This window comes from Citrobacter europaeus (genome assembly GCA_020099315.1).
Lineage (GTDB): Bacteria > Pseudomonadota > Gammaproteobacteria > Enterobacterales > Enterobacteriaceae > Citrobacter > Citrobacter europaeus.
Window position 1 is genome coordinate 767038 of record CP083650.1, and the last position, 25232, is coordinate 792269.

The following is a 25232-nucleotide window of genomic DNA, read 5'->3' on the forward strand; positions in this document are numbered from 1 at the left end:
TGCTACAATGCAGCGCGAAGAATGTTAACCCTCTGGAGCCATTTGTGACGTCGTTGCCCGTTGCCGCCGTAGTGCCTGAACTGCTTACCGCCCTTGATGCCTCGTCGCAGGTTCTGCTGACGGCGCCGACCGGGGCCGGGAAATCGACCTGGCTGCCGTTGCGGCTTCTTGAGCATCGCGGGATCAAGGGACGGATTATTCTGCTGGAGCCGCGCCGTCTGGCTGCGCGCAACGTGGCGCAGCGGTTAGCGGAATTGCTGAATGAAAAGCCGGGCGAGACTGTGGGGTATCGCATGCGCGCGCAAAGCTGCATAGGGCCGCAGACCCGACTGGAGGTGGTAACGGAAGGTGTGCTGACGCGCATGGTTCAGCGCGATCCCGAACTGGCGGGCGTTGGGTTAGTGATCCTCGACGAATTTCACGAGCGGAGCCTGCAGGCCGACCTGGCGCTGGCGCTGTTGCTGGATGTACAGCAGGGACTGCGTGACGATCTGAAACTGTTGATCATGTCCGCAACGCTCGATAACGGGCGCTTGCAGCAGTTATTGCCCGATGCGCCCATGATTATCTCTGAAGGCCGCACATTTCCGGTCGAGCGACGGTATCAACCGTTAGCGGCACATCTGCGTTTTGATGAAGCGGTGGCGATAGCAACAGCAGAGCTACTGCGCCATGAAAGCGGGTCGCTGCTGCTGTTTTTACCGGGAGTGGGCGAAATCCTGCGCGTGCAGGAGCAGCTGGCAACGCGAGTAGGCAGCGATGTGCTGCTGTGCCCGCTGTATGGCGCATTGACGCTTGCCGAACAGCGTCAGGCGATTTTGCCCGCGCCGCAAGGTAAGCGCAAAGTGGTGCTGGCGACCAATATTGCCGAAACCAGCTTAACGATTGAAGGTATCCGGCTGGTGGTGGACTGCGCCCAGGAGCGCGTGGCGCGCTATGACGCACGTACCGGTTTGACGCGGCTGATTACCCAGCGCATCAGTCAGGCTTCAATGACCCAGCGAGCGGGTCGTGCAGGGCGTCTGGAGCCCGGTATCTGTTTGCATCTGCTTGCTAAAGAGCAGGCGGAAAGAGCGGCGGCGCAGGGAGACGCGGAGATATTACAGAGCGACCTGTCCGGGCTATTGATGGAGTTGCTGCAATGGGGATGCACTGACCCCGAGCAACTGAACTGGCTGGATGCGCCGCCCACTATCAACCTGCAGGCGGCAAAACGGCTGCTGGAGATGCTGGGCGCGCTTGCAGGCGACAGGCTCAGCGCCACGGGGCAGAAAATGGCGGCGTTGGGTAACGACCCCCGTTTAGCGGCTATGCTGGTTAGCGCCAACAATGACGATGAAGCGGCAACGGCGGCGAAACTGGCTGCGATTCTGGAAGAGCCGCCGCGCGGCGGCAGTACCGATCTGGCTGTGGCGTTTTCACGAAATCAGCCTGCCTGGCAGCAGCGCAGTCAACAATTGCTGAAACGGCTTAACGTTCGCAACGGACAGCCCGACAGCGCGCTGCTCCCCTCATTGCTGGCGCAGGCGTTTGCCGATCGGATCGCGCGTCGACGCGGGCAGGAAGGACGCTATCAACTGGCCAACGGTATGGGGGCAATGCTGGATGCTGATGACGCCTCAGGACGCCATGAATGGCTGATAGCACCGTTGTTACTGCAGGGCAGCGCTTCGCCGGATGCGCGTATTCTGCTGGCCTTGCCGCTGGATATCGAGGCGTTGATGCAGGCATGTCCTGAACTGCTGCAACAGTCCGACACCATCGAATGGGATGAGACTCAGGGAACGTTAAAGGCATTGCGTCGGTCGCGCATTGGTCAGCTAACGGTAAAAGTGCAGCCGCTGGCCAAACCCTCGGAAGAGGAGTTGCACCAGGCGATGTTGAACGGCATTCGCGATAAAGGACTCAGTGTGCTCAACTGGACGCCGGAAGCCGAGCAGTTTCGCCTGCGTCTGCAATGCGCGGCAAACTGGTTGCCAGAGTATGACTGGCCCGCGGTAGATGAGGACTCTCTGCTGGCGTCGCTGGAGAGCTGGCTGCTGCCGCAAATGAGCGGTGTGCACTCGTTACGCGCGTTAAAAGCGCTAAATGTGGCCCAGGCGTTGCGCGGTTTGCTGGATTGGTCAATGCTGCAACGTCTGGATAGTGAACTGCCGGCGCATTACACTGTGCCGACGGGAAGCCGGATCGCCATTCGCTATCATGAGGATAATCCTCCGGTACTGGCGGTGCGGATGCAGGAAATGTTTGGTGAAGCGAAGACCCCAACCATCGCCCAGGGACGCATACCGTTGGTGCTGGAACTGCTGTCTCCTGCCCAGCGACCGCTACAGGTGACCAGTGATTTGAGCGCGTTCTGGCAGGGATCGTACCGCGAGGTGCAAAAAGAGATGAAAGGGCGCTATCCCAAACATGTCTGGCCGGACGATCCGGCGAATACCGCGCCAACGCGGCGCACCAAAAAGTATTCGTAATGAAACGGTAGGCCGGATAAGGCGTTTATGCCGCGTCCGGCGAAAGAGCGGTAATAATTGAGAGATTTCTTCTTCTGTCGCAGGACGGAAGAACAGAGAATCGGGCCCTTGCGCCTGAATGTTGCGGAGAAAAAGCATGGCGGGGAATGACCGCGAGCCAATTGGACGTAAAGGGAAACCATCGCGTCCGGTGAAACAAAAGGTGAGCCGTCGTCAACTCAGAGATGAAGAGTATGACGACGATTATGATGATGATGACTATGAGGATGAAGAACCGATGCCGCGTAAGGGTAAGGGCAAAGGGCGTAAGCCTCGTGGTAAGCGCGGCTGGTTCTGGCTGCTGGTAAAACTGTCGATTGTCTTTTTGGTGCTGATCGCCATTTACGGCGTGTATCTGGACCAAAAAATCCGTAGCCGTATTGATGGCAAAGTCTGGCAGCTTCCTGCGGCGGTATATGGCCGTATGGTTAACCTTGAGCCAGAAATGCCTATCGGTAAGAACGAGATGGTGAAGCTGCTGGAGGCCACGCAGTATCGTCAGGTGACGAAGATGACGCGTCCGGGCGAATTTACCGTGCAGGCGAAGAGCATCGAGATGATCCGTCGTCCGTTTGACTTCCCGGACAGCAAAGAAGGGCAGGTGCGCGCGCGTCTGACCTTTGACGGCGATCATCTGGACACCATCGAGAATATGGATAACAACCGCCAGTTCGGTTTCTTCCGTCTCGATCCGCGTCTGATCACCATGCTTTCTTCGCCTAACGGCGAGCAGCGCCTGTTTGTTCCGCGTAGCGGCTTCCCGGATCTGCTGGTGGATACGCTGCTGGCGACCGAAGACCGTCACTTCTATGAACATGACGGTATCAGCCTCTATTCCATTGGTCGTGCGGTGCTGGCGAACCTGACGGCGGGTCGTACGGTACAGGGTGCCAGTACGCTGACTCAGCAGTTGGTGAAAAACCTGTTCCTCTCCAGCGAACGCTCTTACTGGCGTAAAGCCAACGAAGCCTATATGGCGCTGATTATGGACGCGCGTTACAGCAAAGATCGCATTCTTGAGCTGTACATGAACGAAGTCTATCTCGGTCAAAGCGGTGATAACGAGATCCGCGGCTTCCCGCTGGCGAGCCTCTATTATTTCGGTCGTCCGGTGGAAGAACTGAGCCTCGACCAGCAGGCGCTGCTGGTGGGGATGGTTAAAGGGGCGTCGATCTACAACCCATGGCGTAACCCGAAGCTGGCGCTGGAGCGTCGTAACCTGGTTCTGCGTTTGCTGCAACAACAGCAGATTATCGACCAGGATCTGTATGACATGCTGAGCGCGCGTCCGTTAGGCGTACAGCCGCGCGGCGGGGTGATCTCCCCGCAGCCAGCGTTTATGCAGATGGTGCGTCAGGAGCTACAGGCGAAGCTGGGCGATAAAGTTAAAGATCTCTCTGGCGTGAAAATCTTCACCACCTTTGATTCCGTGGCGCAGGACGCCGCAGAAAAAGCGGCGGTGGAAGGTATTCCGGTGCTGAAGAAACAGCGTAAGCTGAGCGATCTGGAAACGGCGATTGTGGTGGTTGACCGCTTTAGCGGTGAAGTTCGCGCCATGGTCGGCGGAGCAGAACCGCAGTTTGCGGGCTATAACCGTGCGATGCAGGCGCGTCGTTCGATTGGCTCTCTGGCCAAGCCTGCGACCTATCTGACCGCGCTCAGTCAGCCGAAGCTGTACCGTCTCAATACCTGGATTGCCGATGCGCCGATTGCGCTGCGTCAGCCGAACGGCCAGGTGTGGTCGCCGCAGAACGATGACCGTCGCTATAGCGAAAGCGGAAAAGTGATGCTGGTGGATGCGCTAACGCGCTCGATGAACGTGCCAACGGTAAATCTGGGGATGGCGCTGGGCCTGCCTGCTGTGACCGACACCTGGCTGAAGCTGGGCGCGCCGAAAGATCAGCTTAACCCGGTTCCGGCCATGCTGCTTGGAGCGTTGAACCTGACGCCAATCGAAGTAGCGCAGGCGTTCCAGACTATCGCCAGCGGCGGAAACCGCGCGCCGCTGTCGGCGCTGCGTTCGGTGATCGCTGAAGATGGTACGGTGCTGTACCAGAGCTTCCCGCAGGCCGAGCGCGCCGTTCCGGCGCAGGCGGCGTATATGACGCTGTGGACCATGCAGCAGGTGGTTCAGCGTGGTACGGGTCGCCAGCTTGGCGCGAAGTATCCAGGGCTGCATCTGGCAGGGAAAACCGGGACCACCAACAACAACGTGGATACCTGGTTTGCCGGGATTGATGGCAGCCAGGTGACCATTACCTGGGTGGGCCGTGATAACAACCAGCCAACCAAGCTGTACGGCGCCAGCGGCGCGATGTCGATTTATCAGCGTTATCTGGCGAACCAGACGCCGACCCCGCTGGTGCTGACGCCGCCGGAAGATGTGGTAGATATGGGCGTGGACTACGACGGTAACTTCGTATGTAGCGGCGGGATGCGTGCGCTCCCGGTGTGGACCACCGATCCGGATTCGCTGTGTCAGCAGGGTGAAATGCTGCAGCAGTCGGGTAATCCGTTCGATCAGTCAACGCCGTCGCAGCAGCCACAACAGCAGCAACAGCAGCAACAGCAACAACCGCCGCAGCAGGAGAAGAAAGATAGCGACGGTGTCGCTGGCTGGATTAAGGACATGTTCGGCAGTAACTGATTTTGGTTTTAACAGTTCTTCCCCCGCATCGGCACAGGCCGGTGTGGGGGACTTCCCCCTCGTGTTACTGGCACCTTTCCCTCTCTTTTCATTTTCTCTCTGTGTGCTGAATATCTGCGCTTGTCTTTGCGTATGCGACTAATTTGCTTTAGATCACATTTCTTGGTTACTTGCCGCAGTAAGTAAAATTGATCTGCTGCGGTATTTGTGGCCCGCACTTGGGCTGTTAATCATAGACTCAATATATTACTTTTTTGTATATATTCGGTATTGACTAATTTTGCTCGCCTTTTTGTGCTTGTTTTTTCGCTATTCTTATTTTTTGGGGATCATAAGGTGGTATTTAATATTCCTTTATTGAATTGATTAAAGTCTTCTTAATTCAAATTTAAGAAAATATTGTGTCTACTCTTATCGTTATGAATTTTAAGGGATTGTCAGCATTCGGCATCATCTTTGGTGAATATGTTAGTTCGCTTTTATAGGTTATGAACCGTAGAATAGATCACGCAAAGGAATGTTTTGGATTGAATGAGTCGATAAAGATATATTATATATCAAGTGATGTTGTTGCATCCGTATCCCCAGCCAGTCTTAAGTTCCTTTCGTTAAAATTGCTTTTTTCTTTGTTACTTTTTGTGAGCATATGTAAGGAATACGTTATGTGCAAAAAAATTCTCACCTCGTTGTTTGTAAGCAGTGTGCTGGCGGGTGCCGCAATGCCTGCGTTAGCCGTTGATACGGGAACCGTAACCTTTAACGGAAAGATTATTCCTGATAGCTGCGTAGTGGATGTTAACGGTACAACGACAAACGGTACGGTGACGTTTAATAATCTTTCACAAACCGCATTTGGCGCAGATAAGAAAGTGGGGGATTCACAATCTTTTGCTATCACGCTGACGGAATGTGATGACGCGATTGCCAACCTCAATATCAAATTTGATGGTACGCGTATCGCCGGATATAACGAGGAAGTATTGCAACCGACGGGAACCGCGACGAACCTCGGCGTGCGTATGTTGCCGGAAGGCAGCAGTAATTACGTAAAATTTGATGGCTCAGATCCTGATGCATCGCTGAATAAAGCCAATGGCGACAGCGTAGTGTTCAATTATAAAGCTGAAGTTATTCAGGTTGGCAGCACGGTACCGACCACCGGTGATTATACCGCGCAAGCGACTTATACCCTGATTTATCGTTAATTGTCATACAACCTGGCCCAGGCTGGGCCAGTATTTCAATGGAATGGAAAAATGAAACGACTCATTACCACATTAGCCCTGGTGTTAGCTACTGGCATTAATATTGCTCATGCTGGCGTAGTGGTTGGCGGAACGCGAATTATTTATCCTGCCAACCAGTCTGAAGTACAGGTAACATTAAAAAATAAAGATAATGATAAACGTTATCTGGTGCATAGTTGGGTCAGTAATATTGATGACAGTAAAGCGCCATTTATTATCACCCCACCGATTTATAAACTGGATGAAAATCGCCAGACGCTGCTGCACGTAGTTTATACCGGTAATAAAACGGCCTTGCCGCAGGACCGTGAATCGCTGTTTATGGCGAATATAAAATCTGTTTCTGCGATCCCGGAAGAATTACGCGATAACAATACGCTGCAATTTGCGATTAAGACCAAATTAAAGCTGTTCTATCGCCCGGCTTCGCTGAAAGAAAGTGAGGCGAAAACGGCCTGGCAGTCATTGCAGTTTAGCCGCAGCCAAAACCAGTTAGTGGTGAAAAACCCTACGCCATTCTATGTCACCTTCGGACAGCTAAAAGTCGCGGGAACAGAGATTAAAGCAGCATCAGAGCAAAACTCTCCCTCGGCATTAACCATGATGGTCGCGCCGTTTGCTGAGCAGCGTTTTCCGTTGCCATCGGCAGTAAAAGGTAACGTTGTCTGGACCGCAATTAATGATTACGGATCAGAAACCGGACAGCGGAAACAGTCGCTGTAAATGAGCTATCGATTTCTTACGGGTGGCGTTTATGTCTTCTCATCGTACTGTCCGGCTTTTTGCACTCAATACGCTGACATTCGCGATATTAACGGCGAGTGGTTCCGTTTGCGCTGACGATTATTTCAATCTCAACGCGCTGGAAACGGGGACGCCGCTGGAGAATACCGGCGCGCTTGAAGCCTATTTACGCCATAACGGATTATCTCCCGGGCGATATTTAACGTCCATTGTCTGGGATCAGGATCGCATCGATAAACGAAATTTAAATTACCTCCTTTCAAAAGATAACAGCAAACTGATTCCGCAATTCACCAAAGCGGAACTGCGTGAATTAGGCGTCAAAGTCGATACCGTCCCGGCATTAAATAATATTAATGAAGATACGCTGCTGGGCGATATCAGTGATTATATTGCTGATGCGCGCTATGACTTCAGCCCGGAAACTCAGGTACTGCAATTACGTATTCCGCAAATCTACCGCGACAAACAAATTTCGGGCGAAAGCAATCCTGCTTCCTGGGACGATGGCATTCCGGCGCTGTGGACCAGCTACTATGTTTCGGGTTCGCATCAGCAGTCGAATGGGGACAACAATGCTTCTAACTGGGCCAGTCTCAATTCGGGTATGAACATCGGCCCATGGCGGGTGCGCAATTCCAGCAACTGGGGGAATGACAGCGGCTGGCAATCTATAAGCACAACGCTGGAGCGTGATATCAAACGCCTGCGCAGCCAGCTTCAGCTTGGGCAAACCTACACCAACGGCGAACTGTTCGACAGCGTGCAAATGACCGGGGTGAAGCTGGAGACCGATACCAGCATGCTGCCCAGCGGATTACAGGGGTTCGCCCCGGTGGTGCGCGGCATTGCCAACAGCGATGCCAAAGTGACCATCAAACAAAACGGTTACACCATCTACCAGACCAACGTCTCGCCCGGCCCGTTTGAAATCCGTGATTTAACCCAGGTCACGGCAGGGGCGGATCTGGAAGTCACCGTCACGGAGGCCGACGGAACGGAGCGCAGCTTTATTCAGGCCAGCTCCTCGGTGCCGATTATGCAGCGCGAAGGCGCGCTGAAGTACAGCCTGGCGGCCGGGAAATATCGCGATGTGGATAACGGTGAAGAACCGGAATTCGGCCAGGCGACGGCCATTTACGGCTTACCTTACGGGATTACCGCCTACGGCGGTCTGCAGGGCGCGTCGATGTATCATGCCGGGCTGGTCGGCATCGGGGCCGATTTACGCGATTTTGGTTCCGTGTCGATGGATTTGACGGCGGCGAGAACCGCGTTTGACGACGGTCGTGCAGATGCGAACGGCCAGTCGTGGCGCGCGCAGTACGCAAAAGATTTTCCGCTGACCAATACCACGGTCACGCTGGCCAGCTATCGTTATTCCACCTCCGGGTTTTATACCTTTCAGGAGGCGCTCGATCAGCGCAATAACACCTATGATGACGACAGCATTTATAGCTATCGCAATGCTTTTAACCGCCGGAGCCGCTTACAGCTAAACCTTTCACAGTCGTTACATAGCTGGGGGTCGGTATATGCCAACGCCTATCAGCAGGACTACTGGGGAATGGAAGGCCATGAGCGCAGCGTCAGCCTGGGTTACAGCAGTAGCTGGCAGGGCGTTAACTGGTCGCTGAACTACAGCCTGACGAAAACGCCTTCAACCGATAACGACCAGCAGGTTTCGATTTCGATTAACGTACCGCTCTCGCGCTGGCTGGCGAACTCCTGGGGCACCTACAACCTGACCAGTTCGAAAAAAGGTAACACTTCACACCAGGCGGGCGTCAGCGGTACGCTGCTGGAAAATAACAACTTAAATTACAATCTTCAGCAGACCTACACCGATAACAACGTGGGCTACGGCGCCTATCTCTCCTCGCGCTATCGGGCCTCGGTGGGGGAATTCAGCGCGAATTACAGCTATCAGCAAGACAGCAAGCAGTGGGGCTATAGCGCGCAGGGATCCGTGGTCGCGCACTCGCAGGGAATCACGCTGGGACAATCAATCCAGGACGCTTTTGCGGTGGTGCATATCGCCGATGGCGATAACGTCAAAATCCAGAATTCACAAGGGGTGTATACCGACCGTTGGGGCAATGCCATTGTGCCGACCTTAACCAACTATCGGCGCAATACTATCACCGTGAATACCCAGGGGCGCGATGATTTAGATATTCAGGATGCGTCTCTGGACGTGATTCCGACTAAAGGTGCGGTGGTGGCGGCTGACTTTACCGCGCGCGCGGGTAAACGCGCCTTGCTGACGTTGCGATATGGCCAGGGCGTAGTGCCTTTTGGGGCCGTGCTGAGTATGGACGGCGCGACGTCAATCGTAGGCGATGCCGGTGAAGTGTATGTCACCGGGTTAAAAGGGACGCAGCGTGTGACCGCACAATGGGGCGATACGGCGCAGCAGCGCTGCTCGGCGGAGGTGACGGTTCCGGCACAACCGGAACCGGGTATTTTTACCGCAACGCTCAACTGCCATTGATAAAAGGAGGCAATATGCAAAGGATGATAAAACGCGGGTGTCAGGTGGTGGTATGCGGTGGATTGTTGATGTGCTACCAGACGGCAAGCGCCAGTTGTTCAATTTTAAATGGTAAGGAACCTTCGACTGCGGTAATCACGCTGCCAGCATTAGTGGTGAATGCCGATGCCGAACCGGGAACCGTGCTCTACTCGCAAGAGTCATTAGGGGATGCGATTTCTGTTTCATGTACCAGCGATGGAGAGATCAAGACGGGCTACACCTTTTTAACCGCCAGCGATGAGCGTACCGATAATCCATTGTCCCGGGTTTATCAGACCAACGTTCCCGGGATTGGCGTACGCATGGCGTGGGTTAAAGACATCCAGGCGATAACGCCAGGCTCGTTGGTAACACCGATGCATACTGGGTCATCCCGAACCGAACCGAAGAGTATTTATGCAATGGACTCACACGCTGAGGCACAGTTTGTCGTGACCGGAGAGGTGAGTTCAGGGGACATTGATACTTCACAGTTAAGCGCTGATTGGATCTACGACGGCGTTACTGTGGCGAGAATCAGAGTTTCACCGACTACCGTAATCGTTCAGTCAAACAGCTGTAACCTGGTTGAAAAGAATGTTCTGGCGCCGCTCTCTACGATTGTCGCCAGCGAACTGGCTAATGGCGTGTCCAGAACGGTGTCCGACGACAGCTTTAAAATTCAGCTTAATAATTGCAGCGCGGGCATTCAGGTTGACTATCAGTTCACTACCGCGGGTTCGACCGGCGTCACGGATGGCAATATCCTGAATATTGCTACGGGCGATCACGCTGCTGACGGGGTCGGCATTCAAATTATGGACAGTAACGACAACGTGCTGCAGTTTGATCGCAACTATACGGCGGTCGCGCAAACGACACAGGATCAGTCGGTGACCATTCCACTTAAGGCGCGCTATATCAAAACGGGTAACGTAAAGGCGGGTCAGGTTGATGCGGTGGCGACGTTTGCCGTTTATTACCGGTAATCCACTGGGGAACGCACCCAGGGATGTTGTTTAGCAAACAGGGAAGTTAACCAATGAGTAAAGGGAAAAAGGGATTTTCCAGGCTCTTCATGATGTTGGTTTTAGCCTTGGTGAGCGTCTGTTTTCAGCAGGCCAGAGCGGACTGCTCGTTTACCAATCCGAATGCGAATCCAACGATTACGTTTACCATGCCCGCGCAGATTGTGATTGACTCCGATGCCGCCGTAGGAACCATTGTTTATTCCGGAGAAACGGTCGGAGAATCACACGGATTGACCTGTAATACAGATGTACAGGTTCGCGAAGGTTACACGGTATTGACCGATGCCGATTACTCGGGAGTGTTAAGCGGCGTTTATAAAACCACTGTGCCGGGCATCGGGTTTCGCGCCGCCCGCGCGGAAAATAAAACCGCCACGTTTATCGATGAAAACCTGATTACCCCCTGGCATTACATTGGCATGACGGGCAACTGGTCCTCTTACGATTCAACTTATCATGTTGGCGTTCAGTTAGTGGTTATCGGGACGGTCCAGTCTGGCACGCTGGATACCAGTAAATTTAACGCCGATTATCAAATGGGAAGTTTAACCGTAGCGAAATTACGCTTTGCGCCTGCCACGGTTGATGTGATTGCTAATACCTGCAATCTGAAAAGCAAAAATATCAATGTGTTGCTGGATACGGTGACAGCCGGTGGATTATCTCAGGGATATTCATCCGTGCTCACCGATGACAGCTTTAAAATTGAAGTCGCCAATTGTACTGCCGGAACGCACATTGATTATAAGTTTACCAGCGCCGGTTCAACCGGTGTTACCGACGGCACTATTCTGAACATTGCCCGCGGAGAAGGGGCCGCCAGCGGCGTCGGGATCCAGATCCTCGACAAAGACAATCATGTGCTGAATTTTGATCAGGAATATACGGGGATCGAAAGCGCGACCGGGCAGGGAACAGAGGCGATCCCGCTGAAAGCGCGATACGCTAAAACCGGAACGGTGAAGGGGGGCCAGGTTGATGCGCTGGCTACCTTTGAAGTGTATTACCGCTAATGTGGATCTATGCAGACGCGATACCCCTACGGGGTTCTTTTGGAGCCCTAACATTTCAGCCTAATTTATTAACCCTTTCTTTTCATCTGGTTATTTCTTAACCCCTCAGTTTTAGTAGGGACGCGTATTGCTTGCTATCTCGCCAGAGTTTCGAATATTATGCTGCCGTTATAATAATAATTCTCGTTTACGTTATCATTCACTTTCATCAGAGAAATACCAATGGCGCGTCTTAAAACTGCTCAGCCAAGTTCATCGCTGCGTAAAATCGCAGTAGTGGTAGCCACAGCGGTTAGCGGCATGTCTGTCTATGCACAGGCGGCGGTTGACCCGAAAGAAGAAACCATCACCGTAACTGCTGCGCCTGCTCCGCAGGAAAGCGCATGGGGGCCAGCGGCAACCATCGCTGCACGACAGTCTGCTACGGCGACCAAAACCGATACTCCGATTCAAAAAGTTCCTCAGTCTATTTCCGTGGTCACCGCCGAAGAGATGGCGTTGCATCAGCCGAAATCGGTTAAAGAGGCGCTCAGCTACACCCCTGGCGTTGCCGTGGGTACGCGTGGTGCGTCCAATACCTATGACTATCTGATTATTCGCGGATTTGCCGCCGACGGCCAAAGTCAGAATAACTATCTGAATGGCCTGAAGATGCAGGGTAACTTCTATAACGATGCGGTAATCGACCCCTATATGCTGGAACGCGCTGAAGTGATGCGCGGTCCGGTTTCCGTTCTTTACGGAAAGAGCAACCCTGGCGGGTTGTTGAACATGGTCAGCAAGCGTCCGACGACGGAGCCGCTGAAAGAAGTTCAGTTCAAGATGGGCACTGACAGCCTGTTCCAGACCGGTTTCGACTTCAGCGATGCGCTGGATGACGATGGTGTGTACTCATACCGCCTGACCGGCCTGGCGCGTTCCGCGAATGCGCAGCAGCAGGGTGCGGAAGAACAACGCTACGCCATCGCGCCATCGTTCTCATGGCGTCCGGATGATAAGACAAACTTCACCTTCCTCTCCTACTTCCAGAACGAGCCGGAAACCGGCTATTACGGCTGGTTGCCGAAAGAGGGGACCGTATCTAAGCTGCCAAACGGTTCGCGTCTGTCTACCGATTTCAACGAAGGTGCGAACAACAATACCTATTCTCGTAACGAGAAGATGGTGGGCTACAGCTTCGATCACGAATTTAACGACACCTTTACCGTGCGTCAGAACCTGCGTTATGCGCAAAACAAGGTTTCGCAGAATAGCGTGTATGGCTACGGCATGTGCTCCGATCCGCTCTATACAAAAGACCAGGCAGCACTCAACGCTAGTCCTTGTAAAAGTATCCCTCAGTCAGATTGGGATCACACGCTAACTCGTCAGTACGTTGACGATAATGAAAAATTGCAGAATTTCTCTGTTGATACCCAGTTACAGAGCAAATTCGCTACCGGTTCCCTGGATCACACGCTGCTGACCGGCGTTGACTATATGCGTATGCGTAACGATATCAACTCCTGGTTCGGTTGGGCTGGTTCGGTTGCGCCGTCTGATATCTATAACCTTGACCGTAGCGACTTTGATTTTGGAGCGCATAATGGGCCAGGCGCACCTTATCGCGTTCTGAATAAACAGGAACAAACGGGCCTGTACGCTCAGGATCAGATGCAGTGGGATAAGGTGCTGGTCACTCTGGGCGGCCGTTACGACTGGGCAAAGCAGGACTCCCTGAACCGCGTTTCTGGCGTGCTGGATTCCCGTGATGACAGACAGTTCACCTGGCGTGGCGGTGTTAACTACCTGTTCGACAACGGCGTGACCCCGTATTTCAGCTACAGCGAATCGTTTGAACCTAGTTCTCAGGTCGGGGAAAGCGGTAATATCTTTGCGCCATCTAAAGGTAAGCAGTACGAAGCGGGCGTGAAGTACGTGCCGAGCGATCGTCCGATCGTATTAACTGGTGCCGTTTACCAGTTGACCAAAACCAACAACCTGATGGCCGACCCGAATGGATCGTTCTGGTCAGTTGAAGGCGGTGAAATTCGCTCACGCGGTGTGGAAATCGAAGCGAAAGCGGCGCTGTCTGCCAGCGTCAACGTAGTGGGTTCTTATACCTACACCGACGCGGAATACACCACCGACACCACCTACAAAGGCAACACGCCTGCTCAGGTGCCAAAACATATGGCATCACTGTGGGGGGACTACACCCTTTATGACGGCGCGCTTTCCGGGCTGACGTTGGGTACGGGTGTTCGTTATACTGGCTCCAGCTATGGCGATCCGGCAAACTCCTTTAAAGTGGGGAGCTATACGCTGGTGGATGCGTTAGTACGTTACGATCTGGCGCGCGTCGGCATGGCGGGCTCCAACGTGGCGCTGCATGTGAACAACCTGTTTGACCGTGAATACGTCGCCAGCTGCTTCAATACCTATGGCTGCTTCTGGGGCGCAGAACGTCAGGTCGTTGCAACCGCAACCTTCCGTTTCTAATTTCTTTTTGGGCACGCTTTGCGTGCCCGTTTTACAAGTTGGCTGCTATGCAGGAAAACAGATCCCATCCCGACACTACTTTTGCGTTGCGTAATGTCTCCTTTCGTGTGCCTGGCCGCACGCTTTTGCATCCTCTCTCATTAACTTTTCCTGTGGGGAAAGTGACTGGTCTTATCGGCCACAACGGTTCCGGAAAATCGACGTTATTGAAAATGCTGGGACGTCATCAGCCGCCGTCAGAAGGTGAAATCCTGCTCGACGAACAGCCGCTGGAGAGCTGGAGCAGTAAAGCGTTTGCCCGCAAGGTCGCCTATCTGCCGCAGCAGCTGCCGCAGGCCGAAGGGATGACGGTGCGCGAACTGGTGGCGATTGGTCGTTATCCGTGGCACGGGGCGCTGGGACGTTTTGGCGTTGCCGACAGAGAGAAAGTAGAAGAAGCGATTTCGCTGGTTGGCTTAAAACCGCTGGCGCACCGTTTGGTTGATAGTCTGTCCGGCGGAGAACGCCAGCGCGCGTGGATAGCCATGCTGGTTGCGCAGGACAGCCGCTGTCTGCTGCTTGATGAACCGACTTCCGCGCTGGATATCGCCCATCAGGTTGACGTACTGGCGCTGGTGCATCGCTTAAGCCAGCAGCGCGGGCTGACGGTGATTGCAGTGCTGCATGATATCAACATGGCGGCCCGCTACTGTGATTACTTAGTTGCGCTGCGCGGCGGTGAAATGATTGCGCAAGGGACGCCTGCTGAACTGATGCGCAGTGAAACTCTGGAACAGATTTACGGTATCCCGATGGGCATTTTGCCGCATCCGGCCGGTGCCGCACCCGTGAGTTTTGTCTATTAATGATTGAATTACATCATATTACCCGTCGGCGCTTGCTTACGGCGATGGCGCTGTCGCCGCTGCTGTGGCAGATGAATACGGCGCACGCCGCGGCGGTTGATCCACAGCGCATTGTGGCGCTGGAATGGCTGCCGGTAGAGCTATTGCTGGCGCTGGGTATTACGCCGTATGGCATTGCCGATATCCCTAACTACAAGCTGTGGGTCAATGAGCCCCCGCTGCCGGACTCGGTGATTGATGTCGGGCTACGCACGGAACCCAATCTCGAACTGCTGACCGAAATGAAACCCTCGTTTTTGCTCTGGTCGGCAGGCTATGGTCCTTCTCCCGAAAAGCTGGCGCGGATTGCGCCTGGCCGGGGATTTAACTTCAGCGACGGCAAAAAACCGCTGGCGGTTGCGCGACAATCGCTGCAGGAAATGGCGCAATTGTTCAATCTGCAGGCCTCTGCTGAACGCCATCTGACCGAATACGATCGTTTTATCGCCAGCCTGAAGCCGCGCTTCATTCAACGCGGCGCGCGCCCTGTACTTCTCACTTCCCTGCTTGATTCGCGACATATGCTGGTGTTTGGCCCAAACAGCCTGTTCCAGGACGTGCTGGACGATTATGGGATCCCCAACGCCTGGCAGGGAGAGACAAACTTTTGGGGCAGCACTGCCGTGAGTATTGACCGTCTGGCTGCCTTTCAGGATGTTGATGTATTGTGTTTTGACCACGGCAACGATAAAGAGATGACTGCACTGATGTCTACGCCGTTGTGGCAAGCGATGCCGTTTGTCCGTAGCGGACGTTTTCAGCGCGTGCCGGCCGTCTGGTTCTATGGCGCAACGCTCTCGGCAATGCATTTTGCCCGTATTCTGGATAATGCGCTGGGAGGCAAAGCGTGAGTAAACGTATTGCGCTGTTCCCAACGCTTCTGCTGGCGGTTCTGTTTGTTGCTGCCTGCTGGCTCACGTGGGCTAACTTCTCCGTTGCGCTACCGCGCAGCCAGTGGCAACAGGCTATCTGGTCACCGGATATCGACGCCATTAAACAGATGGTTTTCCACTATAGCCTGCTGCCGAGGCTGGCGATTTCGCTTCTGGTCGGTGCCGGGCTGGGGCTGGTCGGCGTATTGTTTCAGCAGGTGCTGCGTAACCCGCTGGCGGAGCCAACCACGTTGGGCGTGGCGACCGGTGCGCAGTTGGGCATTACGGTTACCACGCTGTGGGCTATTCCCGGTGCGCTGACCACGCAATTTGCGGCGCTGGCGGGGGCATGTGTCGTTGGGGCGTTGGTGTTTGGCGTAGCCTGGGGCAAGCGTCTTTCCCCGGTGACGTTAATCCTTGCCGGGCTGGTGGTCAGCCTGTACTGCGGGGCAATTAACCAGTTGATGGTTATCTTCCATCACGATCAGCTGCAAAGCATGTTTTTATGGAGCAGCGGTACGCTAACGCAAACCGACTGGAGCGGCGTACAGCGCCTGTGGCCGCAACTGCTGGGTGGCGTGATGCTGACTCTGTTGCTGTTGCGGCCTATGACGCTGATGGGACTGGATGACGGCGTGGCGCGTAACCTTGGTCTGGCGCTGTCGCTGGCGCGTCTGGCGGCTTTATCGCTGGCGATTGTTCTCAGCGCCTTGCTGGTGAACGCCGTGGGGATTATCGGCTTTATTGGCCTGTTTGCGCCGCTGCTGGCGAAAATGCTCGGTGCACGTCGTCTGCTGGCGCGTCTGATGCTGGCCCCGCTGATTGGTGCGTTGATCCTCTGGCTCTCCGACCAAATCATTCTGTGGCTGACCCGCGTATGGATGGAAGTCTCCACCGGATCGGTGACGGCGCTGATTGGCGCGCCATTACTGCTGTGGCTGTTACCGCGCCTTAGGAGTATGAGCGCGCCGGATATGAATGCCAGCAACCGCATCGCCGCTGAGCGTCAGAATGTGCTGATGTTTACGCTGGCGGGTGGGGCGCTCTTGCTGTTGACCCTGGTGGTGGCGCTGTCGTTTGGCCGCGATGCGCACGGCTGGACATGGGCCAGCGGCGCGATGCTGGATGAGCTGATGCCCTGGCGCTGGCCACGTATTATGGCGGCGCTGATTGCCGGGGTAATGTTGGCGGTAGCGGGCTGTATTATTCAACGTCTGACGGGCAACCCAATGGCCAGCCCGGAAGTGCTGGGCATTAGCTCCGGTGCAGCATTTGGCGTAGTGCTGATGCTGTTTCTGGTCCCAGGAAATGCCTTTGGCTGGCTGATGCCTGCCGGGAGTCTCGGGGCTGCGGCCACCTTGCTTATCATTATGATTGCCGCCGGGCGCGGTGGTTTTTCGCCGCACCGTATGCTGCTGGCAGGGATGGCGCTCAGCACGGCGTTTACAATGTTGCTGATGATGCTGCAGGCCAGCGGCGATCCGCGTATGGCGGGCGTACTGACCTGGATCTCCGGCTCAACCTATAACGCGACGGGTGAACAGGTACTGCGCACCGGGATTGTGATGGTTATCCTGCTGGCGATGACGCCGCTGTGCCGTCGTTGGCTGACGATTTTACCGCTCGGCGGTGATACGGCGCGGGCGGTGGGGATGGCAATCACGCCGTCGCGCGTAGGGTTACTGCTCCTGGCAGCAGGGCTGACGGCGACAGCAACCATGACCATTGGACCGTTGAGCTTTGTCGGGTTGATGGCTCCGCATATTGCCCGAATGATGGGTTTTCGTCGGGCGATGCCGCATATGCTGATTTCGGCGCTGGCGGGAGGCGTACTTCTGGTCTTTGCTGACTGGTGCGGCAGAATGGTGCTGTTTCCGTATCAGATCCCGGCGGGGTTATTGTCGACGTTTATTGGCGCGCCGTACTTTATCTATCTGCTGAGAAAACAGAGTCGCTGAGGCTGATTCTTTTCATGTAGGTCGGATAAGACGCTTTGCGTCGCCATCCGGCAATAAAAAAGCCGGGTGGCGGCTTCGCCTTACCCGGCCTACGTTGTTTCTGTACGTTCTCTTTTACAGTTTCGCAAACACCCGGCGCGCGGCGTCGATGGTGTTATTGATATCGTCTTCGCTGTGCGCCACGGACATAAAGCCCGCTTCGAAAGCAGAAGGCGCCAGGTAAATCCCTTCATCCAGCATCATGTGGAAGAAACGCTTGAAGCGTTCAACGTCGCATGCCATCACATCCTGATAGCAGGTTACGGTTTCTGCATCGGTGAAGAAAATCCCGAACATTCCGCCCACATGGTTAACTACCAGCGGAATATTCGCTTCTTCGGCAGCTTCCAGCAGACCTTCCGCCAGACGCGTCGTCAGTTCGTTCAGCGTTTCATGAATACCCGGTTGGGCTACTTCGGTCAGACAGGCAAAGCCTGCTGCCATCGCAATTGGGTTACCGGAAAGCGTACCCGCCTGGTAAACCGGACCGGTCGGCGCCAGCGCGTCCATCACATCGCGGCGGCCGCCGAATGCGCCAACGGGCATCCCGCCGCCGATGATTTTACCCAGGCAGGTCAGATCCGGAACGACGCCGTAATAATCCTGTGCACCGGCCAGCGCTACGCGGAAACCGGTCATGACTTCATCGATGATCAACAGCGCGCCAAACTCATCGCACAGCGCGCGCAGGCCCGGCAGGAATTCCGGCAGCGGCGGGATGCAGTTCATGTTGCCCGCGACCGGCTCAACGATGATGCAGGCGATCTCTTGTGGGTACTGTTCAAATGCCGCACGTACTGAAGAGAGATCGTTGTAGGTGCAGGTGAGGGTGTGTTTCGCAAAATCGGCCGGAACGCCCGGTGAGTTAGGCTGGCCCAGCGTTAATGCGCCGGAACCGGCTTTGACCAGCAGGCAGTCGGCATGACCGTGATAGCAGCCTTCAAATTTGATGATCTTATCGCGTCCGGTGAAACCGCGCGCCAGACGGATTGCGCTCATCGTCGCTTCCGTACCGGAGTTCACCATACGTACCATGTCCATGGTTGGCACGAGTTCAGTGACCAGCGCCGCCATTTTTACTTCCATCTCGGTCGGCGCGCCGAAGCTTAAACCGCGCTCCGCAGCTTCAATCACCGCATTACGGATTGCCGGGTGGTTATGGCCCAGTACCATCGGTCCCCAGGAACCGACGTAATCGACATAGGCTTTACCATCAACATCGTACAGATATGCGCCGTCCGCTTTTTCGATAAACAGCGGAGTTCCACCCACGCCAGTAAAGGCGCGAACAGGGGAGTTAACGCCGCCAGGGATAAGTTCGCGTGCTGCGCTGTAGAGATTTTCAGACTTACTCATGGATGGGGTCCTGGTTCGTAGAAAAAGTAAATGCCCGCTATTCTAGTTATTCAGAGAAGGTTATGAAAGTTTTACGCAATTGAAACAATGCGATTTGCAGGGGATTTTCGTGAAATGTGCGAGTAGAATGCCGATTCCGTATTTGTATTACCAATTAATGATCATCTGATGAAGACTGACTCTCCCTCTTTTGAAGCACAACAAATTGTGCGTTTACGCCGCAGGGATCAAATCCGTCGACTCCTGGAACGAGACAAAACGCCGTTGGCGATCCTGTTGATGGCCGCAGTTGTCGGTACCGTGACGGGACTGGTTGGCGTGGCATTTGAAAAAGCGGTGACCTGGGTACAGAACCACCGTATTGGCGCGCTGGCTCAGGTTGCGGACCATGCCATTCTGCTGTGGCCGCTGGCGTTTATTCTCTCCGCGCTGCTGGCGATGGTCGGCTATTTTCTGGTGCGTAAATTTGCGCCGGAAGCGGGAGGTTCCGGGATCCCTGAGATTGAAGGCGCGCTGGAAGAGCTACGGCCTGTGCGCTGGTGGCGCGTTCTGCCGGTGAAATTTATCGGCGGTATGGGGACGCTGGGGGCCGGGATGGTGCTTGGGCGAGAAGGGCCGACCGTGCAGATTGGCGGCAATATTGGGCGCATGGTGCTGGATATTTTCCGCATGCGCAGCGCCGAAGCGCGGCATACCCTGCTGGCCACCGGTGCGGCTGCGGGGCTGTCGGCGGCGTTTAATGCGCCTCTGGCCGGGATCCTGTTCATTATTGAAGAGATGCGCCCGCAGTTTCGCTATAACCTTGTCTCGATCAAAGCTGTGTTTACCGGCGTTATTATGTCGAGCATTGTGTTTCGCGTGTTCAACGGCGAAGCGCCGATTATTGAAGTTGGGAAGCTCTCCAATGCGCCGGTAAATACGCTGTGGCTGTATCTGGTGCTCGGGCTTATTTTTGGCTGTGTCGGGCCATTGTTTAACACCATGGTGTTGCGTACCCAGGATATGTTCCAGCGCTTCCACGGTGGTAAAATTAAAAAATGGGTGCTGATGGGCGGCGCGATCGGCGGCCTGTGCGGGATCCTCGGGTTAATTCAACCGGAAGCGGCAGGCGGCGGGTTTAACCTGATTCCTATCGCCGCGGCAGGCAATTTTAGCGTTGGTCTGCTGCTGTTTATATTTATTACCAGGGTCGTCACCACGCTGCTGTGCTTCTCGTCCGGCGCGCCCGGTGGGATTTTTGCCCCGATGCTGGCGTTGGGCACGTTGCTTGGCACCGCGTTCGGTATGGCTGCGGCAGCCTCTTTTCCGCAGTATCATCTGGAGGCCGGAACCTTTGCCATTGCCGGAATGGGGGCTTTGTTAGCGGCTTCGGTGCGTGCGCCGTTAACCGGTATTGTGCTGGTGCTGGAGATGACCGATAACTATCAGCTCATTTTGCCAATGATTATTACCTGTCTTGGCGCAACACTATTAGCCCAATTTATGGGCGGAAAGCCGCTATACTCGACTATCCTTGCCCGCACGCTGGCAAAACAGGAAGCGGAGCAGGCGGCAAAAAGTCAGGGTACTGCCGCTGGCGAGAATACTTGAACGAAATACCAGGGTATTAGATAATGGCCTTAACCATTGGGTTATAATTTGCCCAATTGCCAATGTCGTTTGGAGCAAAATATGAGTGATGACGTAGCGCTGCCACTGCAATTTACAGAAGCAGCAGCCAATAAAGTAAAAAGCCTGATCGCTGACGAAGATAACCCGAATCTGAAATTACGCGTGTATATCACCGGCGGTGGTTGCAGCGGTTTCCAGTATGGTTTCACCTTTGATGATCAGGTGAACGATGGTGATATGACCATTGAGAAACAAGGTGTTGGTCTGGTAGTTGATCCGATGAGCCTGCAATATCTGGTGGGCGGCGCGGTTGACTATACCGAAGGTCTGGAAGGTTCCCGCTTCGTTGTGACTAACCCGAATGCGAAAAGCACCTGCGGGTGTGGCTCTTCTTTCAGCATCTGATTGCTGTCTGTAATACCGATGGTCTGATGGTGTAGGCCCGGTAAGCGTAGCGCCACCGGGCAATGTGCCGGATGGCGGCGTAAACGCCTTATCCGGCCTACATGTTCTGTATCGTCACATCAACGTCCGTTATCATCCAGCGCAAACGTCGGCAATTTCAAATGCCAGCGAATGGCGGCAAGCCGAATCAGCAGGGTAACGATCATCCCCATCATACTGGCGTTTTCCAGCGATACATTAAAGGTATAAAACGCTGTCGCATGCACGATGCCGCCGATAATACACGCCGTGGCGTAGATTTCGGTGCGCAGAATCATTGGGACTTCACGCGCTAACACGTCGCGAATGATCCCGCCGCCAACGCCGGTAATCACCCCCATACAAATCGCCACTAGCGGTCCCGTCCCTGCAAGAAATGCTTTATTGACGCCAATCCCTACGAACACCGCCAGGCCCACGGCATCCAGCACCGGAAGGATCCACTTCGGTATTCGTCGTGGCTGACGTACCAGCAGGATTGTCAGCATGCTGGTGATCATCGCCACCACCAGATCGGTCGGATCCTTAACCCAAAAAACCGGTCCGTGATCCAATGCCATATCGCGGATCGTACCGCCGCCAACGGCGGTAACCACGCCGAGGACCAGGACGCCAAACGGATCCATACGCAATTTTCCGGCCAGTAAGACGCCAGAGATAGCAAATACCGCGGTGCCGACAATATCCAGCCAATAGACGAGCATTTTTAAATCCTCACAACAGACCTGGTGGGGGCAGGCGCTAATTTATCTGTGAAAGCGCATTACAGAGTTGTTTTGCGGCGAGGATAATACGCGGGCTCGCGCGTTCGAACCAGTCACTATTAAGTGTAATAATGGGTATTTTTAGCTGGTTTCCCCAGTATTGCTCAATTTTCAGAGTTTCGCCCGGGCCTCCGGTTGCAACAATCGCCTGGGGCGCTCGTGCCAGGACCTGCTCACGGCTAACCTGTGGCCAGGGAACCCGACTGCTGGCAAAGATGTTTTCTCCGCCGCATACCTCAAGAACCTCGTGCTGAATGGAGCCTTTTCCACTGGTAAACAGAGGATTAGCGCCAAACTGGAGAAACACGCGTTTTTTCGGTTTGTTGGCATATCGAGATTTAAGTAAAGCATAGTCATCAAGCAGGGTTTGCGCCGCCTGTTTGGCTTGCTCAGGCTTAGGGCTCCATGCCGCCAACTGGCGGAGCGCATCGGCAACCTGCTCGATGGTAACGGCGTCTACCCAGATGACCTTAATTCCCAGGGCGGTCAGTTGATTCACCTGCCGCTCTGCATTTCCCCCGCGCCAGGCGATGACTAAATCCGGTTTGAGCGCCACAATGCGTTCCAGATTCATGCCTTGCCAGGTGGAGACCTCCTCGATATTTTTGGCCTCTGGCGGGTAATTTGAATAGCTACTGACGCCTACGGGGGTAATGCCAGCGGCAAAAGCGAGTTCAGTATTGGCAGGAGAAAGCGTCACAACGCGCGGTGCGGCGTAAAGGAACGCCGGGAGAGTGAAAAGCAGGGCGACCAGCGCCCTGGAGAGTAATTTAGCCATGCGCCAGTTTCTGTACCAGCGTTTCAACCATCAGGCTTGACTGTTTCGCGGCAACGACCAGGAACTCGTCAAAGCTGAGATGGGACTGCTGATCGGCGACGTCAGAGATGGCGCGAACCACGACGAACGGCACATTAAAGTTATGGCAAACGTGCGCAATTGCGGTCGCTTCCATCTCAACGGCGATCGCCTGCGGGAAGTTATGCTTGATTTTAGCCAGGCCCACAGAGCCATTAATAAAGGCATCGCCGCTGACGATAAGACCGCGAACGGCGTTCAGATTAAGTTCTGCAATGCAGGATTCTGCTGCAGCAATCAGCGCCGGGTCGGCTTTAAAACCAGCCGGGCAGCCCGGGAGTTGGCCAAATTCATAGCCAAAGGCGGTAACGTCAGCATCGTGATAGCGCGCTTCGTCAGAAACCACGATATCGCCGACTTTCAGCGTTGAGGCCAGGCCGCCCGCTGAACCGGTGTTAATAATGGCGTCCGGCTTGCAGCGTTCAAGCAGCAGCGTAGCGCCCAGCGCTGCAGCCACTTTACCGATACCTGATTTCAGTAGCGCAACCTCTGTACCGTTCAGTTGGCCGGTGTAAATTTCACAACCGCCGAGAGTGATGGTCTGACGGTTTTCGATTTTGTCACGCAGCAGCGTAACTTCTTCTTCCATTGCACCAATGATGCCGATTTTCATAGATTTACTCGCGATAAGCCAGATTTGAGGGCATAGTCTATCATGCGCTTAAGGGGTAGCGCATTTCTCAGGCGGGAGAGGATATGGTACAGATCGATTTCCGAAAAAAAATAAACTGGCATCGCCGTTACCGTTCGCCGCAGGGCGTGAAGACGGAGCATGAGATCCTGCGAATTTTTGAAAGCGATCGTGGACGTATTATCAATTCTCCGGCAATTCGCCGACTGCAACAAAAAACCCAGGTCTTTCCGCTGGAGCGTAACGCGGCGGTGCGTACGCGCCTGACGCACTCGATGGAAGTGCAGCAGGTTGGGCGCTATATCGCGAAAGAGATCCTCAGCCGGCTGAAAGAGCTAAAGCTGCTGGAGCTGTATGGTCTGGATGAACTGACGGGACCGTTTGAGAGTATTGTCGAAATGTCGTGTCTGATGCATGACATCGGTAATCCGCCGTTTGGTCATTTTGGCGAAGCGGCGATTAATGACTGGTTCCGCCAGCGACTGTATCCGGCCGACGCGGAAAGTCAGCCGCTTAGCGATGACCGCTGCCTGGTAGCGGCGTTGCGTTTGCGCGAAGGTGAAGAGTCGCTGAATGATATTCGCCGTAAGGTGCGCCAGGACCTGTGCCATTTTGAAGGCAATGCGCAGGGTATTCGTCTGGTGCATACTTTGATGCGTATGAATCTTACCTGGGCGCAGGTCGGCGGTATTTTAAAATATACCCGTCCGGCGTGGTGGCGAGGCGATACGCCCGCGACGCATAACTATTTAATGAAGAAGCCGGGCTATTACCTTTCCGAGGAACCGTATATTGAGCGGTTACGTAAAGAATTATCATTAGCACCTTACAGTCGTTTTCCATTAACCTGGATTATGGAAGCTGCCGATGATATCTCATATTGCGTGGCCGACCTGGAAGATGCCGTTGAGAAAAGAATCTTTAGCGTCGAGCAACTTTATCACCATCTGCATGAGGCGTGGGGGCATCACGAAAAAGGCTCTCTGTTTAGTCAGGTTGTTGAGAACGCCTGGGAGAAGTCACGTTCAAATACATTAAGCCGGAGCACCGAAGATCAGTTCTTTATGTATTTACGCGTTAATACGCTGAATAAACTGGTGCCGTATGCGGCCCAGCGGTTTATTGATAACTTACCGCAGATATTTGCCGGCAGCTTTAATCACGCGCTGTTGGAAGATGCCAGTAGCTTTAGCCAGTTGCTGGGTGTCTATAAAAATGTGGCGGTAAAACATGTCTTTAGTCATCCTGACGTAGAGCAGCTGGAATTGCAGGGCTATCGGGTGATCACCGGGTTGTTGGAAATCTATCAGCCTTTATTAAAAATGTCCCAGTCAGATTTTACTGAACTGGTCGACAATGAAAGAGTAAAACGTTTTCCTATCGAATCCCGATTATTTCAGAAGTTGTCAACTCGCCATCGTCTTGCTTATGTTGAGGCGGTTAGTAAAATATCAACGGGTTGCGCCGAGTTTCCGGTTCTGGAATATTATTATCGCTGTCGGCTGATTCAGGATTATATCAGCGGGATGACAGATTTGTATGCATGGGATGAATATCGTCGCTTGATGGCCGTAGAACAATAAATACTCATTTGTAAAGACGGCCAATAAAATTTTACTTTTTCCT

Annotated in this window: 18 protein-coding genes and 1 pseudogene; 15 read left to right on the plus strand and 4 right to left on the minus strand. The window is 54.2% G+C overall.

Annotation, left to right across the window (positions count from 1 at the left end; translation table 11 throughout):
* Positions 1–44 precede the first annotated feature (44 nt).
* From hrpB to fhuB, 11 genes are all read left to right on the plus strand, one after another.
* Positions 45–2474 (plus strand): ATP-dependent helicase HrpB, encoded by a 2430-nt coding sequence (hrpB, locus tag LA337_03620; protein UBI16798.1) that lies wholly within the window; start codon positions 45–47, stop codon positions 2472–2474.
* A gap of 136 nt (positions 2475–2610) precedes the next feature.
* On the plus strand, positions 2611–5160 hold the full coding sequence (gene mrcB, locus LA337_03625) for a bifunctional glycosyl transferase/transpeptidase (GenBank protein UBI16799.1): 2550 nt from the start codon (positions 2611–2613) through the stop codon (positions 5158–5160).
* A gap of 662 nt (positions 5161–5822) precedes the next feature.
* Positions 5823–6365: a type 1 fimbrial protein gene (locus LA337_03630; GenBank protein UBI16800.1), complete on the plus strand. Its 543-nt coding sequence runs from the start codon at positions 5823–5825 to the stop codon at positions 6363–6365.
* 51 nt (positions 6366–6416) lie between these two features.
* Positions 6417–7130 carry a molecular chaperone gene (locus LA337_03635; protein UBI16801.1) on the plus strand — a complete coding sequence of 238 codons (714 nt, stop codon included), beginning with the start codon at positions 6417–6419 and terminating at the stop codon, positions 7128–7130.
* A gap of 31 nt (positions 7131–7161) precedes the next feature.
* Positions 7162–9645 (plus strand): fimbrial biogenesis outer membrane usher protein, encoded by a 2484-nt coding sequence (locus tag LA337_03640; protein ID UBI16802.1) that lies wholly within the window; start codon positions 7162–7164, stop codon positions 9643–9645.
* Positions 9646–9659: 14 nt separating this feature from the next.
* Positions 9660–10655: a fimbrial protein gene (locus LA337_03645; protein UBI16803.1), complete on the plus strand. Its 996-nt coding sequence runs from the start codon at positions 9660–9662 to the stop codon at positions 10653–10655.
* Positions 10656–10744: 89 nt separating this feature from the next.
* Positions 10745–11710, plus strand: coding sequence for a fimbrial protein (locus tag LA337_03650; GenBank protein UBI16804.1), 966 nt, complete (start codon positions 10745–10747; stop codon positions 11708–11710).
* A gap of 222 nt (positions 11711–11932) precedes the next feature.
* Positions 11933–14191, plus strand: coding sequence for a ferrichrome porin FhuA (fhuA, locus tag LA337_03655; protein UBI16805.1), 2259 nt, complete (start codon positions 11933–11935; stop codon positions 14189–14191).
* Between the two features lie 47 nt (positions 14192–14238).
* Positions 14239–15036, plus strand: a complete 798-nt coding sequence (gene fhuC / locus LA337_03660) for a Fe3+-hydroxamate ABC transporter ATP-binding protein FhuC (protein ID UBI16806.1) — start codon at positions 14239–14241, stop codon at positions 15034–15036.
* Positions 15036–15926 carry a Fe(3+)-hydroxamate ABC transporter substrate-binding protein FhuD gene (gene fhuD / locus LA337_03665; GenBank protein ID UBI16807.1) on the plus strand — a complete coding sequence of 297 codons (891 nt, stop codon included), beginning with the start codon at positions 15036–15038 and terminating at the stop codon, positions 15924–15926. Before fhuC ends, fhuD begins: the two co-directional genes overlap by 1 nt.
* Positions 15923–17905, plus strand: a complete 1983-nt coding sequence (fhuB, locus tag LA337_03670; protein UBI16808.1) for a Fe(3+)-hydroxamate ABC transporter permease FhuB — start codon at positions 15923–15925, stop codon at positions 17903–17905. Before fhuD ends, fhuB begins: the two co-directional genes overlap by 4 nt.
* A gap of 114 nt (positions 17906–18019) precedes the next feature.
* Here the strand turns inward: fhuB and hemL are convergent, their stop codons facing one another.
* Complete coding sequence (gene hemL, locus LA337_03675) at positions 18020–19300, minus strand: glutamate-1-semialdehyde 2,1-aminomutase (GenBank protein ID UBI16809.1); 1281 nt, start codon at positions 19298–19300, stop codon at positions 18020–18022.
* A gap of 168 nt (positions 19301–19468) precedes the next feature.
* Between hemL and clcA the strand changes: the two genes are divergently transcribed.
* From clcA to erpA, 3 genes and pseudogenes are all read left to right on the plus strand, one after another.
* On the plus strand, positions 19469–20890 hold the full coding sequence (clcA, locus tag LA337_03680; GenBank protein ID UBI16810.1) for a H(+)/Cl(-) exchange transporter ClcA: 1422 nt from the start codon (positions 19469–19471) through the stop codon (positions 20888–20890).
* A gap of 23 nt (positions 20891–20913) precedes the next feature.
* A pseudogene (locus tag LA337_03685) lies at positions 20914–20979 on the plus strand (hypothetical protein).
* Entirely contained in the window at positions 20972–21316 is a 345-nt protein-coding gene (erpA, locus tag LA337_03690; protein UBI16811.1) for an iron-sulfur cluster insertion protein ErpA, read from the plus strand. The pseudogene LA337_03685 and the gene erpA overlap by 8 nt, the downstream one beginning before the upstream one ends.
* 119 nt (positions 21317–21435) lie before the next feature.
* On the opposite strand, the gene LA337_03695 is transcribed toward erpA, so the two are convergent.
* From LA337_03695 to mtnN, 3 genes are read right to left on the minus strand one after another with little or no spacing between them, the layout of a single operon-like run.
* Positions 21436–22059: a TRIC cation channel family protein gene (locus LA337_03695; GenBank protein UBI16812.1), complete on the minus strand. Its 624-nt coding sequence runs from the start codon at positions 22057–22059 to the stop codon at positions 21436–21438.
* 37 nt (positions 22060–22096) lie between these two features.
* Positions 22097–22897, minus strand: a complete 801-nt coding sequence (gene btuF / locus LA337_03700) for a vitamin B12 ABC transporter substrate-binding protein BtuF (GenBank protein ID UBI16813.1) — start codon at positions 22895–22897, stop codon at positions 22097–22099.
* Complete coding sequence (gene mtnN / locus LA337_03705; protein UBI16814.1) at positions 22890–23588, minus strand: 5'-methylthioadenosine/S-adenosylhomocysteine nucleosidase; 699 nt, start codon at positions 23586–23588, stop codon at positions 22890–22892. The genes btuF and mtnN overlap by 8 nt, the downstream gene beginning before the upstream one ends.
* Positions 23589–23671: 83 nt before the next feature.
* On the opposite strand from mtnN, the gene dgt reads away from it, so the two are divergent.
* The gene (dgt, locus tag LA337_03710; protein ID UBI16815.1) at positions 23672–25189 is read left to right on the plus strand and encodes a dGTPase; all 1518 of its coding nucleotides are present in this window, start codon (positions 23672–23674) and stop codon (positions 25187–25189) included.
* The last annotated feature ends 43 nt before the right edge of the window (positions 25190–25232 follow it).